The organism is Gammaproteobacteria bacterium, assembly GCA_013214945.1.
Lineage (GTDB): Bacteria > Pseudomonadota > Gammaproteobacteria > Enterobacterales > Psychrobiaceae > Psychrobium.
Genome location: JABSRT010000004.1, coordinates 120,575 through 139,756 on the forward strand (window position 1 = coordinate 120,575; position 19,182 = coordinate 139,756).

The window sequence follows — 19,182 nt, forward strand, 5'->3', positions numbered from 1 at the left end:
TCTACATTGATCCTACCTAATTATATTTCCCCGATGTTTACACATCACCCTTAATTGAGGCATGAAGAAGATCAGCATCAATCCGGTGCCTGATTAAACTTGCTTACGCACTCTGATATTGGCAACATAGCGCCGTGTTGATTCAATTAAACTGGTTTCAATCGCATGCTTATCACGGCTAAGACCCCAGAGCGCTAAAATAAATAAACTATACAAGCTAACGCCGAGCGCCAATTTAAACAACAGTAATAAACCAGTGCTCAGGTTAAAAATATCGGATATATTGATAACGATTGCATACATTAACAGGCCAGAGAAGACAGGTCGCCAAATGGCATTGATTATCTGCTTAAAGCTAACATCACAAAGTCGGGTCACTAGGATCGAGACCAAAAAGAACATTATCACGCCAATAAGCGCTCGCGTGTAGGCGATGCCTAGCAAGCCAAATGCTGAATAAGCAGGGTAGAGGCTTAATATTGTGATGATGGCTTGGCACCAGAATATATAGGCGGTGTATTTTACATTACCGTTAATGGTCAATAAATTACCTGAAATCCCATAGAGCGCGGTGCACATAGCAAAAAAGACTAATGCTTCAACTAACGGCACCACCGGCAACCACTTATCACCACCTAAAAACAATGGAATAAGTTCATGGGATACTGCGCCAAACCCCAGCGCAACAGGAACTGAAATTATGGCCATAAAAGATAGGGCTTTTAGGTAAGCTGCAATGAGTTGTTGATGATTGTCTTTTATTTTTGCTAATCCGGGTAATAAAGCTCGGGAAAAGGGGAGCTGTACTTCAGATATTGCAATAAAGGAGAGCTCGCTGCTCCATTTGTAATAGCCGATGTTGGTCGGTGTTGCTAGCGCTGACAATACAATTATATCGCCTTGAGTTGAAATGTAATTAGCGATATTTCTGATTAAAATCCATTGCGAAAAGCCCCATATATCGGAAAACTTAGTTAAGGTAAGTCGTGGGCGATAATCAATTATGCTATAGCTAATAACGACTTTTATAAGGCTATTGAGCAAGCTTGCAACCACCAGTGCATAATAAGACTGATAGTAAAACGCCAGTCCTATCGTGATAATCGTGGCAATAATTTTTGGCGTTACATTGTATGAAAAGTCTTTGGAAAAATTCATTTCTTTTTGGAACTTGACGGTTCCTATATTTTCAAAGCCTTGAATAAACGTAGCTAACGCAATGATTAAACAGATCTCTTCTATTCTGGTATCACCATAGGCTTGGGCTATCTGTGGAGCAAAAACAGCGATTAGCGCTGCGATAATAATGGCTTGAATTATTCTGATGGTCCAAGCGGTATTAAAGTGCTCATCACTGGCTTTATTATTTTGAATTAAAGCCCAGTTGACACCAAATTCAAATAATAAAGAGACAAACCCAAGTACGACCATTACGGTAGCGACCAACCCAAAATCTTCCGGCACTAACAGGCGGGCCAATACGGCTGAACTAATGAAGCCTAAGCTTTTAATGCTCCAGCGCATCGCCATGTACCATTTAGTGCCGTGAGCAACTTCTTGTGATAGCGACTTGTTATCGGGTGTGCTCATGGCTATTGTTTAGTCAATAGTGCTAAATAGAGAAAAAATTTTTCGGTCATATTTCATATTCCTTATGGTGACAAACAAGCCATTAAGATCCCTTGGCATGAATAGTTTCTTGACTAAAATATTAGTACATAATTTAGTGAAGAAACTATTTAATATAGATTTAATTCATTGTGTTATTTATTGGATGAAATCATGACAAAAATGGTGCGCGATTTGACACGAATATCTTGAGTTTAGTTGATGTTTTCGTACCATTTAGCCGAATGCGGATATTGCTAATATCCGCATTAAAATATGCCTAACGCTTAAAATAAGCCGAGCTGAGTAGCCGTGATTTGTTCAAATGACAGTTCAACAAAGGGTAGTATGCCATCGGCTATTGGTAATAATTGTTTATCAATATAATGCTGATAGTCAATTGGGCTTGTGGTGTATTCGACAGGTTCGGGGCCATTAATCGTGATGACATAATTAATAGTGCCATGATTTTGATATTGCAAAGTACGGCCTAGCTTGGCATTTTGCTCATCGGCTATGCGCGCGGCTTTAACTTGAGGAGGAACATTTTTGACGTAATGTGATAGTTTTCGCCTAAGCCGCTTACTATAAACCAATTTGTGATCGTATTGACCTGTTTGGGTTTTTTCTAAAGTTTCTAATACCAAAGGCCGTGGATCTTGATCATCAAACACCAGTTGGTAAAGTTGTTGCTGAAAATCTTGCGCTAATATTGTCCAATCGCTGCGCACACTTTCCAAGCCTTTAAAAATCAACTCAGGCTTACCATTATTATTTAACAAACCGGCGTAACGTTTTTTACTGCCAGTTTCGCTGCCGCGGATCTTTGGCATTAAAAATCGCGCAAACAGCGTTTCATATTGCAGTTCCAAATGGCAATCTAGTTGATGCTCTTGAGCAATAAGTTGCTGCCAACGTTGATTAACGTCATCGGCTAATTGCTGACCTATTTTGTTGGCCTGTTTGGCATTATATTGTGGGCCAATAAACACAAATACTGAATCGGTATCACCATAAATTACATCAAACTTTTCTTCAATCCACTGAGCTGTTTGCTGAATGATTTGATGACCTCGCATCGTGATTGAACTGGCCAGTCGGGTATCGTAAAAACAGCAACCGCCAGAACCGAGCACGCCATAAAATGAGTTCATGATAATTTTTATGGCTTGCGACTTAGGATGATCTTTTTGTTGCTTGGCCTGATCACGCTGTTGCCATAAGTTGGTGATGATTTGGGGTAAAAAATGTTTATCGCGTGAAAATTTTGCCTGCTTAAAACCGTCAATAGCATGCTCTGGCGCTGCTAACCCTTCGATAAGCCCCATCGGATCTATTTTAAAGGTCCGGATAATCGATGGATAAAGGCTTTTGAAATCGAGTACCAAAACATTGTGATATAAACCCGGTTGTGAATCCATTACATAACCACCGGGGCTAGCTAAACCGCCGTCGGGTGGGAGGTTCGGGGCAATAAAACCAGCACGATGTAATTTAGGTAAATATAAATTAGTAAAAGCGGCGACCGAGCCTCCCACACGGTTGAGTGGCAAACCAGTTAGTTTGGTTCTAAAGATTAAAAACTCAAGTAATTGGGTGTGCTCAAATATATCGCTAACGAGGCGACAGTCTTCCAGGTTATAGGCCGCGAGTGCCGGTTTGTCATGCTTGAAATTGTGATTTATTTCAGCCATTCGATTATGGACATCATCGGTGTGTTTGCCACGGCCAAGTAAACTATGACCAACAAAGTCGAGGCTAAAGCTGGCAAAATGATAAGTCGCGGTTTTTAAGGCATCAATGCCATCGATAACGAGACGTCCGGCAATGGTAATGTAGCCGTTATTATCGTTGTGTGAATCACGCCAGTGGGCAAAAGCTTGACCACGGCCCAGTCGTAATTTCATGCCATTGTATTGGGCGCGCTTAATCAGCAATCTAAAATCAAAATTAATCACATTCCAGCCAATGATAATATCAGGATCTGTCTCAGCGATGGTAATTTCTAATTGCTCTAATAGTTCGCTTTCATCCTTTACCCACTGGATATAGGAGGGGCCGTCTTGCGGGGGGCCAATCATTATTACCCGCGAAAAATTACGCTGGTGAAAACCAATACTGTAAAGTTCGCCATGTTGGGAGCATTCGATATCAATCGACAGTACCGATAATTGTGGCTGGTAATCGCTGGGTCGTAGCTTGACGTTGTGATATTGGGTGTAACCAATATTTGGTTGTGCCGTGGCATTAAACTCGATGCCGCCACAAATAAACCGCTCCATTAAGTACCGCTGATCAAGGCTGATATCGCTTTCATAAATAATCAGACCGGCTTGGCGCAACACGCTTTTTGCCGAGCGGGCATCTTTTATATTGCTAAAATAGAGTCCAGAAACCGGGCTGAAATCAAATCGGGTTAACGCCAGAGATTTATTGTGGTGATTAATTCGATGACGGTTTAATAACTCGACAGCCAGATCCAATTGCTCATTACTAATAAAAAACAGCGGTGATTGGTCATTGATAATCAGCTTAACCGGACCGTGATCGGTAATCAGCCACAGTAATATTTGCGACTTGCCATTGATATCGATGGCTTGTTGAGTCAGTAAAAAACCAGAGTGAGCTGTCATATTGTTTAAGTTAGGTGACGGGGCATAGATTTGATTATAAATTAAATTTAGCTGCGAGTAAGCTCTTTGTCGCGACTATCAGTGTGATCTATTGACGAGCAAAGCGCTAATAACAGCCAGCCCGTCAACAGTTTTAGTCTTTAAATCGAGAAATCGACTACTTGATAACCCAATGCTTCGAGCTGTGGTTTTAAGGTGACGGCATCACCCACTACCACCATAAACATTTGTTCAAAAGCGAGATGCTTTTTCGCTAAGGCATTAATTTCATCGGCGCTAATGGTTGAAACTATGTCTGAACGCTGTTTAACAAATGTTGGGCTTAAGTTGTATTCTAACATTTGGGCTAAAAAGCTCAGCTTAGCGCGCGGAGTCTCGTATCGCAGGGCATCACGTTGGTTAATTGCACTGCGCATAAAGGCGAGCTCCTCAGGCGTAATTCCTTTATCGGCATAGAGTTTAACCTCTTTGGCAATTTCAACGATTGCTTTGTCGGTAACATCGCGGCGAACTTCGGTGCCAATAACGAAGGCCCCGGTGTATTTATTGCCGTTAAAATAAGAGCTCGCCCCGTAACTATATCCTTTGTCTTCGCGCAGATTTAAGTTTATGCGACTATTAAACGCACCCCCTAGGGTAAAATTCATTAAATACGATTTGTAATATTCGCCAGTAATATCACGAATAATCGCGCGCTTGCCAATGCGAATGGTCGATTGAGCTGCGCCTTGTTTATTGACTAAATAAATCACCCCAGTTTTGGTTGTTGATAATGCTAGGTCCAGCGTTAGTTCAGTTGCTTGACCTGTCCAATTATTAAATGTATTTAAACTGTCGCTTAGTGCCTGATGAGATATGCTTGATACGGCGATGATGTGGCTACCATTGGGCTTAACCAATTGCTGATAAAAAGACTTTACCTGCGCTAGGGTTAACGCATTCAAACTTTTTTGAGTGCCACCGATTGGTGTGGCAGAGATATCGTCGGCATGCAGCAATTGACCAAAAGCGCTCGAGGCGAGATAACTAGCATCTCTTTTACTATTGATAATGCCTTGAACCGCATTATTTTTAATTCGGTTAAATTCACTTTCGAGAAAAGCAGGCTGCAGCAACTTTTCTTTGACTAAGGTTAAAGTCGCGTCAAGGTGAGCACTTAAAGTATTAATGTTAACCAACAGGTATTGATTGGACGCTGAAAAACTAACCGAGCTGCCGAGTTTTTGTAGGGCATTGCTCATGGCTTCGTTCGATCTAAGCAAGGTTGATTGATTTAACATTGCGGCTAACAATGAAGCGGTACCTGCTTGCTCTTTTTCTTCATAATAATGGCCCGCAGGGATCTTTATTAACATTGAGGTGGTTGGCGTTTCTAAGCTTTGAGTCGCCAATACTTCAATGCCATTCTCTAGCTGTTGTTGCCACATTGTTGGTAAAGAAATTCCGACACTGCGACCGGCGCTAGGCATTACTGTTCGGTCAAAAGTATCGCTAGCCCGGCGTAATTTTAGCTGCTCGGGCGCAACTGATGCTAGGTTACTTAAATCTCGTGCTGGAGGGATGAAGTTATCTTTAGCTGCTACCGCATCAGGTTGGCCCATCGGTACGACACTCATAATGACCGCGGCTTTATTTTTGATATAACGATTAAATACTTGCAATACATCTTGTTTGGTGACCGAGTTATAACGGTTAAGGTCTTGTTCGATATAATTTGGATTATCAGAAAACGTCTGGTTAGCGGCTAGTTGACTGACTTTACCTGCAACACTTTGCAAGCCAAAAATAAAACTTGCTTGCATCTTGGCCCGTACTTTTTGTAAATCGTCTGCTTGAACCCCGCGTTGCTCAAACTCGTCGAGCGAAGCGCGCATTATTTGTTCGAGATCGCTTAAGGTTTTACCCGACTTTGGATTTAGAAATGCTTTAAAATTAAAAGTACACGCAAGCTCTGCACAGGGATGCGATACCCCAGCAAATACTGAGAATTGAGATTTAACCAAATTTTTATACAGGATAGAGGTTTTACCACCACCGAGGATCTCAGCTAAAACATCTAATGGTGCTTCGTCTTCGTGCCGAACATAAACGGTAGGCATGGTCATCGAAATCATCGGCAATTCAATGTGATCCTGCAACGAAATGTAGCGATCTTGATCAAGGGTAACTGCAACTTTCTCGGGTGGGTTTACTGCTGGCGCAGCAGGAATTGAACCAAAGTATTTTTCGACTAGTTTTAAGGTCTGGCTCGGGTCAATATTGCCACCGATTGTAATTGTGGCGTTGTTTGGGCCATACCATTTTAGAAAAAAGTCTTTTAAGTCATTAACATTAACCCGGTTTAAATCATTGATGAAACCTATTACGGGCCAAGAGTAAGGGTGGTTTAAAGGGTATAACGCGCTTGCGATTTGTTCTGACACTCGGCCGTAAGGTCGGTTGTCAACCCGTTGACCACGTTCGTTTTTAACCGTTTCGCGTTGTACTTCAAATTTTTTCTGAGTGACGCTATCAATAAAAAATCCCATCCGGTCGGATTCTAACCACAGTATTTTTTCAAGTTGATTGGCTGGGATAGTTTGATAATAATTGGTTCGGTCGCGGTTGGTTGAACCATTTAAGGTGCCGCCCGCTTCGGTAATGAGTTTAAAGTGCTGTTCGTCACCAACATTATCAGAACCTTGGAACATCATGTGTTCAAAAAAGTGGGCAAAACCTGATTTACCAATAGTTTCTCGGGCTGAACCAACGTGATAGGTAACATCAACCTGGACTAAAGGATCGGAATTATCTTGATGTAAAATGACGGTTAAACCATTGGCTAGCACGTATTTTTGGTAAGGAATAACGGTTTTATTAGGATCGTTTTTTACCACTTCAATCAGGCGAGTATCAGCGTGCTTAACCGTGTTTTTCAGGCTTGAGGTTAACGGTGAAGTGGGGCTTTGATTACAACCAGCAAGCAGTGCGATCACTACGGGAACAGTCCATTTTTTCAAGATATTTCTCCAATGCTTATGTTATTAGGAGCTTAACATGTTGTTGCACAATAATTTAGGAAGATTTGGCACAACAAAGACCACGATAAAGTCACATAGTTCGTTATATTATGGCAAAAGTTCAATTTTTTTAAAGTGCTTGCGTGGGTATATGGCGAGATAGTGTTGGCTGAGCCGGCGCAATAATAGCACCGGCAGAGGGCGTTATTATTGCGCTAATTTAGTATTTAAACGGTCGAGTCCTTGGCGCAAGTCGCTAATTAAGTCATCGACATCCTCAAGTCCAATATGCAGTCGAATAACAGGGCCCGCTGCTTGCCAAGTAGTGGCAGTACGTAAGCGTTCAAGGCCATTAACCTTGAGAATTAAACTCTCGAATCCGCCCCACGAAAAGCCCATTTTAAAATGGCTCATCCCATCAAGCAGTTCAGTTATCGCTGCTTCATTGCCGCGGTTAAGCACAAAAGAAAACAAACCATTAGAGCCGTTAAAGTCGCGCTTAAAGAATTGATGGCCAGGACAGTCGCTAAACGCAGGATGGAGTATTTTATCGACTTCGGGTTGCTCACTTAACCATTGGGCGACTTTTAGCGCGCTTGCTTGGTGTTGCTTTAACCGAACGCTTAGCGTTCTTAGGCCGCGTAAAGCAAGGTAGGCGTCATCAGGAGATACGCATTGGCCCAATAAATAGCTGTGTTCGCGCAGTTGTGGCCAATACTTCTCGCTGGCGACCGCGGTGCCAATCATTGCATCGGAATGGCCGACAATATATTTGGTTGCAGCTTGAATCGAAATATCAACGCCATAATCAAAGGGCTTGAAGTTAACCCCGGCGCCCCAAGTATTATCGAGCATTACAATAATATCTGATTGATGTGCAATAGCTGACAAGGTTGGCACGTCTTGTACTTCCATGGTGTTAGAACCTGGTGATTCTAAAAATAACACCCGGGTATTGGCTTTAATGAGATCTTTAATGCCGGCCCCAATCATTGGATCGTAATAAGTGGTTTCAATACCCATGTTAGTTAAGATCTTATTACAAAAATCTCGGGTTGGCTCGTAAGCTGTGTCGACCATTAATAGATGATCGCCAGTTTTTAAAAATGACAGCAGCGCACCAGTAATTGCCGCCGTACCACACGGATACAAGGCACAGCCAGCTCCGCCTTCTATTTCACTCATCGCTTCGCTAAATGCAAAGCTGGTGGTGGTGCCGCGACGGCCATAAAATAGGGTTTTATCGGATCGATTGGCAATTGCATGTTTCATTTCGGCGACCGTGTCGAACACTATAGTCGAGGCACGTTGTACCGGTGGATTGACCGCGCCATTGGTCCATTCTTTTTTGCGGCCTACGCTAACAATTTTCGTGTCGTGTTTCATTCAATCAAACCCTATTAGATGTCTAGACGGTTATTAAACTTAAAAATGGCCACGTTTGCACCTGTTATTTACGACTTTTTATAATCAAATGGTCTATGCCATGCCATCGGTAATGATTTTGAGTATAGAACTAATGAGCTTTGGGGGTTTCGTGCTAGGATCGCAGTGATTTTTATCGTTAATTATTTGAGATTGTCATGCCAAACCAACAGCTATTAGAACCTATTCTAAAATTCTTGCAATGTGAAACCCCAGACAGTTGGCTAGAGCGGGCAAAACAACCTGAAAGTTTACCGATTTTATTGTTGGATCACTTAATGTGCGAGCTGAAAGCGGGCCAAACAGCAATGTTTCTATTGCGAAAATATGCAGTGGACAAAGAAAGCAGTGCAGCATTAGCGTTATGGTTTAAGCCTTATGAAGACTACGTCTATCGAAAACAAGGGACGATGGCTCAATTGTCGAGCCAATCACACATGGCAAAAACCATTACTGCGCGTGACGACTGCGCTTATGGGCAAGACTTTGTCGATAAAATGGTGCTGTTAATCAAAGAAGAACTACATCACTATTATCAGGTGTTACAAATTATGGAAGGGCGTGGTCTTGAGTTTAAAAGTATTAAGGCTGGGCGCTATGCTAAAGGTATGATGGGACATGTCACATCATATGAACCGGATGCGTTAATCGATAAATTAATTATCGGCGCTTATATCGAAGCACGTTCGTGTGAACGTTTTGCTAAAATCGCGCCTTATTTGGCCGACGACTTAAATAAATTTTATGTCTCGCTCTTACGCTCGGAAGCTCGTCATTATCAAGATTATTTAACCCTGGCCACCAAAATTGCCGGTAAAGATATTAGCGCGCGCATTGCGTATTTTGGCCAGATAGAAGCGCAGCTTATTGTTAGTGCTGATGATGATTTTAAATTTCACAGTGGTGCGCCTACCAGTTAGACCAATTGGTAGGTCCTTAATAACACGCCTTGACCTGTGTACTTGATTTTTTTTTATAATCTCGTGCTACGGTAACCAAATTATAGCTTTTTGGTTCGTTTTGAGCTTTTAAGCTAATTTAATCTAATAAATTAGCTCGTTAGGCTTTATTATGATTGACAATAGATCTGATGATTTTTATTATCATCTTTGATTTTTAACAATATACGACAATTATCTTAGCCGGAGCCTCATTGGCAAAATGGACTTTAATAACCTTATTCTTGATTTAACGAGTTTGCCTGCATTACCTCAGGCTTACCATAAATGCTGTGACTTATTAGAACAAAAACGTACCGACTCTAAAGCGTTAGCCGACGTAGTTGCTTGCGATCCTGCCATGGCAATAAGCGTGTTACGTTTAGTCAATAGCGCTTATTATAATATGCCTCGAACTATTGAGCGGCTAGACCATGCTATTTCGATCATTGGTCAGCAAGGTTTTAAAGACCTTATATTAACGACATCGGTGGTAAAGGCGATGGAGCAATTGGCTCATGGTCAGGTTGATATGGATGTTTTTTGGTACCATAACATTTTTACCGGATTAGTCGCACGTCGACTTGCCCTGCATGCTTACTTGGCTAATTCGGAACGTTTTTTTATTGCTGGCTTGTTGCATGACGTTGGTCAACTTATATACTTTGATGTTAAGCCGCAAAAAGCAGTTCAAGTTCTTGAATTAGTTAAAAAGCATCGAATAGAAGTGGTCGTCGCTGAGAAAAAGATTCTTGGTTTTGATCACCAAGAACTTGGGGCTGCTTTGTGCCGACATTGGCAATTACCTGCCTGGTTGCAAGATTGCATTGAGCATCACCATTTACCGAATCAATCCGTCCATTATAAAACGGAGGCTTCGGTCGTCTATTTGGCGAATGAAATTTCTCGAGAATACTTTGGCGGTTTAATTGCTGCTGATAGCCAAATGTTAGCGTACCGTACTAGCCGTAATGAATCTGCTTGGGCGGCGCTTAATTTGACTGAAGATATCGTTGAATATGTAATCGCTGAAGCGTCGGAGCAGCTAGATGGCGTATTAGAAACGTTAGTGCCAAAAGCGTCGAAACCTAAATTTAAACTTAAACCGAGTCCAGCTGCAGTCTCGTAATTACATCCCTGAGTCTTGTTTGTTCTCTTTTAATAATCGCCCGCACTATTATTAGTGCGGGCGATTATTAACAATTTTAAAGATTAACTCTTCATTAATGTTAGAGCTGCTAAACTTAGCCGCAGTATTGATAAAGGACTAATGAACAAATGACTGAAAATGAGTTGTTATTACTAAAGCAAAATTTAGAAATTCATATTGCTGAATGTAATCACATTTTGCACTTACTCAATTGCGACATCTTAACTCCTGAGAATCAAGCTAAAATAGATTCTACCTTTGACATGATAAGATATGGAAAAAGCCATACTATTGCGAGCATGGGGGAACAACGCAACTTTATTGATCTGATTAATGGCGTGCCCTCGGTTGCTATACAAGGTTATAACAAAAATCGTGAATTGGTTTACTGGAATAAAGCCAGCGAAATAATGTATGGCTATTCATATTACGAAGCTATTGGTAACAAACTTGAAGACTTGATTATCCCTGCGCCGATGCATGAGGGGGTTATTAAGGCGATCAGTGACTGGTTTACTCACGGCGTGATAATACCTGCAGGCGAGTTGGTCTTAAAACGGCAAGATCAAACATCAATTCACGTGTATTCTTCACACATTATGCTCGGTGAAGGTACCGATAATCCTGAAATGTTTTGTGTCGATATCGATTTGTCAGAAATTGCCTCATTAAAAGATGCTAATACCAATCTTGAGAAAAAAGCCCACTTTGACAAATTAACGAATATATATAACCGTCATTATTTCGACTCGGTAATTAGTCATAAACTCAGTCACATGGTAATTCAACAAAAAGAATTATCGATTATCATGTTTGATATTGATAATTTTAAGAAGATCAACGATGTTCATGGCCATGGTGTTGGAGATCACTCATTAGTTGCCTTAATTGATATTGTTAAAGAGGTAATACGAGAGGAAGATGTGTTTATTCGATGGGGCGGGGAAGAGTTCATATTAATCGTTGAAACTAATATCGAAAAGGCCAACATAACCGCCGAAAAATTGCGTGAAACCATTGAGCTTACAACAGCTGAGTTAGTCGGGATCCCTGCCTTTACCTGTAGTTTTGGGGTGGTATCAATGCAAGGGTACACCTCGTTTGAGCAAGCGTACAAGATTGTTGATGAGAAGCTTTATTTGGCTAAAAACAACGGTCGTAATCGGGTTGAATATTAAGCTGTTTAACCATGAATCACCCAGTGAAAGGGCGAGCATGCCCTTCACATGAGAAATGATTAGCTAACCGGTATTCAGGTTAGCATGCCAAATATTACTGCAAGATCTTAAAATGAATCAGCCGGAATCCTCACCCAGCCTTCCATTAATATTCGGGCGCTGCGACTCATTATTGCTTTATTAACCACCCATTGACCATTTACTTCGCTCGCCTGTGCACCAACTGTTAAGGTACCAGACGGATGACCAAAGTTAATGCTGTTGTATGAACCGCCACCGGCAGCTAAGTTAACCAGCGTACCGGGAATTGCTGCTGCAGTGCCAATAGCGACCGCAGCGGTGCCCATCATGGCATGATGTAGTTTGCCCATTGATAATGCCCGCACGTTTAAATCAAAATCACTGGCCGAAATAGCTTTACCACTAGACGAAACATAATCGATTGGGGCGCTAACAAAGGCTACTTTCGGGGTGTGCTGACGGTTAGCCGCTTCACTAATATCTTTAATTAGGCCCATTTTAACCGCGCCAACAGCACGAATAGTTTCAAATTTGCCGAGAGCTGCTGCATCGCTATTGATCGCTTCTTGTAATTCTGCCCCGCTATAACCAAGGTCGGCCGCATTTAGGAAAATTGTCGGAATGCCGGCATTAATTAAGGTGGCTTTAAAGCTGCCAATACCCGGAACTTCAAGATCATCAACTAAATTCCCCGTTGGGAACATAGCGCCATCACCATCAGCGGGATCGATAAATTCAACCGGAATTTCAGCGGCCGGAAACGTTACCCCATCGAGTTCAAAGTCACCGGTTTCTTGCACTTCACCGTTGCTTATTGGTACGTGGGCGATAATCGTTTTGCGAATGTTAGCCTGCCAAATTCTGACCGTGCATACACCGTTGTGAGGTATGCGCTTGGCATCGACTAAGCCGCTATTAATCGCAAAAGAGCCAACGGCCGCGCTTAAATTGCCACAGTTACCGCTCCAATCAACAAAGGCACGATCAATAGCGACTTGGCCAAATAAATAATCAACATCATGATCGGGCACTGAGCTGTTGGATAAAATAACGGTTTTACTGGTACTTGAGGTTGCGCCGCCCATGCCATCGGTTTGTTTACCATAGGGATCGGGGCTGCCGATCACCCGCAGCAATATAGCATCACGGGCCGCACCTGCGACCTGTGCCGCTGGTGGCAGGTCGGTTAAATTAAAGAATACACCTTTACTGGTCCCGCCACGCATGTAAGTCGCTGGGATTTTAATCTGTGGTAGATGAGCCATCTATTAATCCTTTTATACAGTTTGAGCGTAGTTTTATTATCAATAACTAAGTTCAAGCTAATTTAGACACACTATTAATAGCGCATCTAAATGAGATGATGATCTATGCGTTAGATTCCAAAAAATCTTGGGCGAAGCGCTGCAAAACACCGCCTGCGCCGTAAACTGAAATCTCTTCAGCGGTATCAAGACGACATTTAGCGCTAATTTCAACAGTTTCGCCATTGGCGCGAGTCATCATTACCATTAGCTGATTACCAGGTGCTGGTGTGCCAATCACATCAAAGGTTTCACTGCCATCGATGTGGTAGGTTTTACGCGTATCACCATTAATAAACTCAAGCGGTAAAACGCCCATGCCAACCAAGTTTGTGCGGTGAATACGCTCAAAACCTTCGGCCAAAATCACTTCAACTCCGGCTAAGCGAACGCCTTTTGCCGCCCAGTCACGAGATGAACCTTGACCGTAATCGGCACCTGCAACGATAATTAGTGGCTGCTTGCGCGCCATGTAGGTTTCAATCGCTTCCCACATACGTGACTCTTTACCTTCGGGCTCTATGCGCGCAAGTGAACCTTGTTTTATTTCGCCCTGATCGTCACGACACATTTCGTTAAGCAGTTTCGGGTTAGCGAACGTCGCTCGTTGCGTGGTTAAATGGTCGCCACGATGGGTTGCGTAAGAGTTAAAATCGACTTCAGGCAAGCCCATTTTATCCAGATAAGCGCCTGCAGCACTGGCGAGCTGAATCGCGTTTGATGGCGATAAATGATCGGTGGTAATATTGTCACCTAACACAGCCAGCGGCCGCATACCTTTCATGGTACGCTCACCGGCTAACGCGCCTTCCCAATAGGGAGGGCGACGAATGTAAGTGCTCTTCTCACGCCAATTATATAGCGGATTAATTTGCTCGCCCATTTCAACTTTAACGTTAAACATCGGCTCATAAATTGCCTTAAATTGTTCAGGCTTAACACTGGCTGCGACGATAGCATCTATTTCTTCATCACTTGGCCAAATATCTTTTAGGGTAATGTCGTTGCCATGTTGATCTTGGCCTAAGACATCCTTTTCAATGTCAAAGCGGATGGTGCCGGCAATAGCATAAGCCACCACTAGCGGCGGTGAAGCAAGGAATGCTTGTTTAGCATGGGGATGAATACGGCCATCGAAATTACGGTTGCCCGATAATACGGCGGTTGAATAAAGATCGCGATCGATAATTTCTTGTTGAATTTTCGGATCGAGCGCGCCGCTCATGCCATTACAGGTGGTACATGCAAAACCAACGATACCAAAACCAAGTTGCTCTAACTCTGGCAATAATTTTGAGTCTTCAAGGTAGAGTTGTGCCACTTTAGAACCCGGAGCGAATGACGATTTAACCCAAGCTTTGCGCACTAAACCAAGCTTGTTGGCATTACGCGCTACCAAACCTGCTGCGACGACATTGCGTGGATTTGAGGTATTAGTACAACTGGTGATCGCCGCGATAATGACGGCGCCATCGGGCATTTCGCCCTCAACCTCGGTCCATTGTTTGGCAATGCCACGTTTGGCTAAATCTGATGTTGGCAAGCGGCGATGTGGGTTTGACGGCCCGGCCATGTTACGACCAACTGATGATAAATCAAAGGTGAGTACTCGCTCATACTCAACCTCGGTCAGGCTATCTGCCCATAAGCCCGTTACTTTGGCGTAGTTTTCAACCAGGGCTATTTGTGCTGGCTCACGACCGGTGATTGTTAGGTAGTCTATCGTTTGGCGGTCGATATAGAACATGCCTGCACTGGCGCCGTATTCTGGTGTCATATTCGAGATGGTTGCACGATCACCAATAGTTAGGTTGGTAACACCTTCACCAAAGAACTCGAGATAGGCTGAAACTACTTTGGCATTACGCAAAAATTCAGTAATGGCTAAGACCAGATCGGTAGCGGTAATACCCGGTTGGCGCTTGCCCGTTAACTTAACGCCCACGATATTTGGTAAACGCATCATTGAAGGCCGTCCCAACATCACTGTCTCGGCTTCAAGGCCGCCAACACCTAAGGCGATAACGCCAAGGGCGTCAACGTGTGGTGTATGTGAATCAGTACCCACACAGGTATCGGGAAAGGCAATGCCGTCGCGCGCTTGAATAACCGGTGACATTTTTTCAAGGTTTATTTGATGCATTATGCCGTTGCCAGCCGGGATCACATCGATGTTGTCGAATGCTTTTTGACACCAATTAATAAAGTGGAACCGGTCTTCGTTACGGCGTTCTTCAATCGCGCGATTTTTGGCAAAGGCATCACTATCGTCGCCGCCGTGCTCGACAGCTAGGCTGTGATCGATAATAAGTTGGGTGGGTACCACGGGGTTCACTTTGGCTGGATCGCCGCCTTGTTCGCTAATCGCATCACGCAGTCCTGCCAGATCAACTAAAGCGGTTTGACCTAAGATGTCATGACAGACAACCCTTGCAGGATACCAAGGGAAGTCTAAGTCTTGTTTACGCTCAATAAGCTGTTTTAAATAGGGGGTTAACATCTCGGGGTCACAGCGTCGAACCAGTTGTTCGGCTAATACTCGAGAGGTATAAGGAAGCTTTGCGTAGCTGCCTGCTTGAATGTCTTCAATCGCAGCGCGTGTATCAAAATAGTCTAGCGTGGTGCCCGCTAGCGGTTTACGGTAATTGATATTCATAATGGGGTCCGTGAATTCTGCGCGTTGGCTTGAGTCAGTTAAGGACGCTAGACACGCCGTGAATCCATCCATGGAGGCTTGAGCTGGCATCCATGCCAGCAACAGTCTGCTTTCCTCAACTAACCCAACCAGTTTAATGTCACATGATGTAACGAGTAAAAATTAGCGTTCGCTAATTGGCGTCACTGTACGTGGCTCGCTACCTGTGTAATCGGCGCTTGGGCGGATAATACGGTTGTTTGAGCGCTGTTCCATCACGTGTGCAGCCCAACCTGTTAGGCGTGAGCAAACGAAAATTGGCGTAAATAACTTGGTTGGAATGCCCATGTAGTTGTAGGTTGATGCATGGAAAAAGTCAGCGTTACAGAACAGTTTCTTGGTGTCCCACATAAATTCTTCACAGGCCACTGATATGTCATATAACGACGTATCGCCATTTTCTGCGGCAAGTTTTTGTGACCATTTCTTGATAATGACATTACGCGGATCTGAGGTGCGGTAGATTGCATGACCAAAGCCCATTATTTTTTCTTTACGCGCTAACATGCCAGCCATTTGAACTTTGGCATCCGCTGGTGAAGAAAAACTTTGGATCATATCCATTGCTGCTTCGTTCGCGCCGCCATGCAATGGGCCACGCAGGGTACCTATAGCGCCAGTAATACATGAGAACATATCGGATAAAGTCGAGGCACAAACACGCGCAGTAAAGGTTGAGGCATTAAATTCATGCTCGGCATATAAAATTAATGAAACATCCATTACGCGGCAATGCATTTCACTTGGTTGCGTACCATTTAGCAGATAGAGAAAGTGGCCACCTAATGAATCTTGATCAGTGTTACAGTTGATCTCAATACCGTCGTGAGAAAACTTGTACCAATAACACATAATGGCCGGGAATGCGGCTAACAAACGGTTTGACGAAGATTGTTGCTGGCTAAAGTCTTGCTCTGGCTCTAGATTACCCAAAAACGAGCATCCTGTGCGCATTACATCCATCGGGTGGGCGTCTTTTGGAATGCGTTGCAGCACCTCTTTGAGTGCTTGGGGTAAATCACGCATGCTTTTTAGCTGAGCTTTATAAGTTGCAAGCTGTTCAATATTGGGTAATTCGCCGTTAAATAATAGGTAAGCGACTTCTTCAAACGTTGCATTATCGGCTAAATCACTAACATCATAACCACAATAGGTTAACCCTGAGCCTGATTTTCCGACGGTACATAGTGATGTTTCTCCTGCGCTTTGTCCGCGTAAACCTGCGCCACCAATTTTTTGCTCTGCCATGACTAATTCCTCATTTTATATTTTTGCTATTATTTTTATAAAAAAGCTCGGTTTAGATCATGTGCCCGAGCGATAATCTTTACTGCTTATAAATTTTTACCTTGTGAAAACAATGTATCTAGCTTTTGTTCATATTCGTGATAACCCAAGTAATCGTACAAATCCATCCGAGTCTGCATGGTGTCGACCACTGCTTTTTGGTCGCCATCTTGTAAGATATTTTGATAGACATTTTCAGCGGCTTTGTTCATCGCCCGAAATGCAGATAATGGATACAGCACCATTGCACAGCCCCATTGCCCTAACTGCTCTTTGTTCCACAGTTCAGTTTGACCAAACTCGGTGATGTTGGCTAAAATTGGCACGTCTAGCGCTTCGGCGAAGGCGCGGTAATGTTCTTGAGTTTTTACCGCTTCGGCAAAAATACCGTCAGCGCCCGCGGCGACATAGGCTTTTGCGCGCTCAATCGCTGCTTCTAATCCTTCTTGCGCAAAAGAGTCAGTTCGCGCCATGATAAAAAAGTCTGGATCGATCCGGGCATCGACAGCCGCTTTTATTCGGTCGACCATTTCCGCGGTTGAAACAATTTCTTTATTTGGCCGGTGGCCACAGCGCTTTTGTGCAACTTGATCTTCCATGTGCACCGCAGCGGCTCCTGCTTTTTCCATATCGCGGATTGTTTTCGCAATATTAAAAGCGCCGCCCCAACCCGTATCTATATCGACCAGCAGTGGTAAGTCACAGGCCGCGGTTATGCGCTGAACATCAACCAAAACATCGTTAAGCGAAGTCATACCTAAATCTGGCAAGCCATAAGATGCATTAGCGACGCCGCCGCCAGATAAATAAATTGCCTGATGACCAATTTGCTTGGCCATCATCGCACTATAGGCATTAATGGCACCGACAATTTGTAGTGGTTGGTTTGCTACTAATGCTTGGCGAAACTTAGCGCCAGGTGATCGCTGGGTCGTCATAAATAATCCTCAAAATTGGTTAGCGGTTAAGAGCTGAGACTGCACATGGCAGTTAAGCGTTGTTCGGTATTTATTCGGGCGCCACTGACATGACGTTTCATTAATAGTTCGGCTAATTCGCCATCACGCGCTTGGATGGCCTCAATAATACGCCGGTGTTCACTAAAGGCTTTTCGCGGGCGAGTTGTTTCAGCGCTACATTGAAAGCGGTACATCCGAATAATATGATATAGGTCCACTGTTAACGTATTAATTAAGGTTTTGTTGCGGCTGCCCATAATAATTAGATAGTGGAAATCTAAATCGCCTTCATGCTGATAATAACTTTCCCCTTGTTGCAATTGTTCTGATTGTTCATGCTGCTCAAGCAGTTTCACTAATTCATTAATTTCGTCAGCGCTCATATGCTCAGCAGCAAGACGCGCTGCCATGCCTTCTAGCACCTCGCGCACTTTAAATAAGTCGACTAACTCATTGATATCAAGAGATACAACCCGAGCACCGACATGCGGGATCCGTTCAATTAACTTTTGCGACTCCAGTCGGCTAATCGCTTCGCGTAATGGACCTCTACTAATGCCATAGGTCGCGGCAAGTTCTTGTTCGTTAATTTTGGTGCCGTGGGGGATCTCACCTTTGATGATCGCGGTTTGAATTTTTGTTAATACGAGTTCGGCCAAGGTTTGGCTGACTTTATTTTTGGTCTTAAGCGTCGCGATAGTCATTATTTTTAGTTAGCAATTGTTGTACAAGTTATGAGTAATTTACGCTTATAAGTGATTCGTTGTCAACAATGTTACTGTATTTAATGTATTAAAAAACAACCACCACCTATCGTTATCACCGTATGGCATTGAATTATAGGTTGTTACTGGTATTCCCTACGATTTTAGTATTAGAGTGGATTGTTGACAATGGTTGTGGGGGGAATATTGTTAACAATGGCGTAGGACTAAAGGGGCATTAGTATTATAATCTTGATTCTTAATCGTACAGTGCAGAGATA

The 19,182-nt window shown here is 43.3% G+C and carries 12 protein-coding genes; 3 read left to right on the plus strand and 9 right to left on the minus strand.

The features are described from left to right. Positions 1 to 93 precede the first annotated feature (93 nt). From HRU23_03760 to HRU23_03775, 4 genes are all read right to left on the minus strand, one after another. Positions 94 to 1,590: a lipopolysaccharide biosynthesis protein gene (locus HRU23_03760; GenBank protein ID NRA53234.1), complete on the minus strand. Its 1,497-nt coding sequence runs from the start codon at positions 1,588 to 1,590 to the stop codon at positions 94 to 96. 305 nt (positions 1,591 to 1,895) lie between these two features. Continuing rightward, a complete protein-coding gene (locus HRU23_03765) occupies positions 1,896 to 4,241 on the minus strand; it encodes a DNA polymerase II (GenBank protein NRA53235.1) in 2,346 nt (781 codons plus the stop codon). 140 nt (positions 4,242 to 4,381) lie between these two features. After that, complete coding sequence (locus HRU23_03770; GenBank protein NRA53236.1) at positions 4,382 to 7,240, minus strand: insulinase family protein; 2,859 nt, start codon at positions 7,238 to 7,240, stop codon at positions 4,382 to 4,384. 207 nt (positions 7,241 to 7,447) lie between these two features. Then, the gene (locus tag HRU23_03775) at positions 7,448 to 8,626 is read right to left on the minus strand and encodes a cystathionine beta-lyase (protein ID NRA53237.1); all 1,179 of its coding nucleotides are present in this window, start codon (positions 8,624 to 8,626) and stop codon (positions 7,448 to 7,450) included. A gap of 197 nt (positions 8,627 to 8,823) precedes the next feature. On the opposite strand from HRU23_03775, the gene HRU23_03780 reads away from it, so the two are divergent. The 3 genes from HRU23_03780 to HRU23_03790 all read left to right on the plus strand — a co-directional run bounded on the left by HRU23_03780 (position 8,824) and on the right by HRU23_03790 (position 11,931). Next, positions 8,824 to 9,585 (plus strand): tRNA-(ms[2]io[6]A)-hydroxylase, encoded by a 762-nt coding sequence (locus HRU23_03780; protein NRA53238.1) that lies wholly within the window; start codon positions 8,824 to 8,826, stop codon positions 9,583 to 9,585. A gap of 241 nt (positions 9,586 to 9,826) precedes the next feature. Further along, entirely contained in the window at positions 9,827 to 10,732 is a 906-nt protein-coding gene (locus HRU23_03785) for an HDOD domain-containing protein (protein ID NRA53239.1), read from the plus strand. Positions 10,733 to 10,881: 149 nt separating this feature from the next. After that, positions 10,882 to 11,931, plus strand: coding sequence for a diguanylate cyclase (locus HRU23_03790; GenBank protein NRA53240.1), 1,050 nt, complete (start codon positions 10,882 to 10,884; stop codon positions 11,929 to 11,931). Positions 11,932 to 12,038: 107 nt separating this feature from the next. Here the strand turns inward: HRU23_03790 and prpF are convergent, their stop codons facing one another. From prpF to HRU23_03815, 5 genes are all read right to left on the minus strand, one after another. Then, positions 12,039 to 13,217 carry a 2-methylaconitate cis-trans isomerase PrpF gene (gene prpF, locus HRU23_03795; protein NRA53241.1) on the minus strand — a complete coding sequence of 393 codons (1,179 nt, stop codon included), beginning with the start codon at positions 13,215 to 13,217 and terminating at the stop codon, positions 12,039 to 12,041. 103 nt (positions 13,218 to 13,320) lie between these two features. Beyond that, entirely contained in the window at positions 13,321 to 15,912 is a 2,592-nt protein-coding gene (acnD, locus tag HRU23_03800) for a Fe/S-dependent 2-methylisocitrate dehydratase AcnD (GenBank protein NRA53242.1), read from the minus strand. A gap of 162 nt (positions 15,913 to 16,074) precedes the next feature. Continuing rightward, positions 16,075 to 17,199 carry a 2-methylcitrate synthase gene (gene prpC, locus HRU23_03805; GenBank protein ID NRA53243.1) on the minus strand — a complete coding sequence of 375 codons (1,125 nt, stop codon included), beginning with the start codon at positions 17,197 to 17,199 and terminating at the stop codon, positions 16,075 to 16,077. 86 nt (positions 17,200 to 17,285) lie between these two features. After that, the gene (gene prpB, locus HRU23_03810) at positions 17,286 to 18,176 is read right to left on the minus strand and encodes a methylisocitrate lyase (GenBank protein NRA53244.1); all 891 of its coding nucleotides are present in this window, start codon (positions 18,174 to 18,176) and stop codon (positions 17,286 to 17,288) included. A 26-nt stretch (positions 18,177 to 18,202) separates the two neighbouring features. Beyond that, positions 18,203 to 18,901, minus strand: coding sequence for a GntR family transcriptional regulator (locus HRU23_03815; protein ID NRA53245.1), 699 nt, complete (start codon positions 18,899 to 18,901; stop codon positions 18,203 to 18,205). Positions 18,902 to 19,182: the final 281 nt, after the last annotated feature.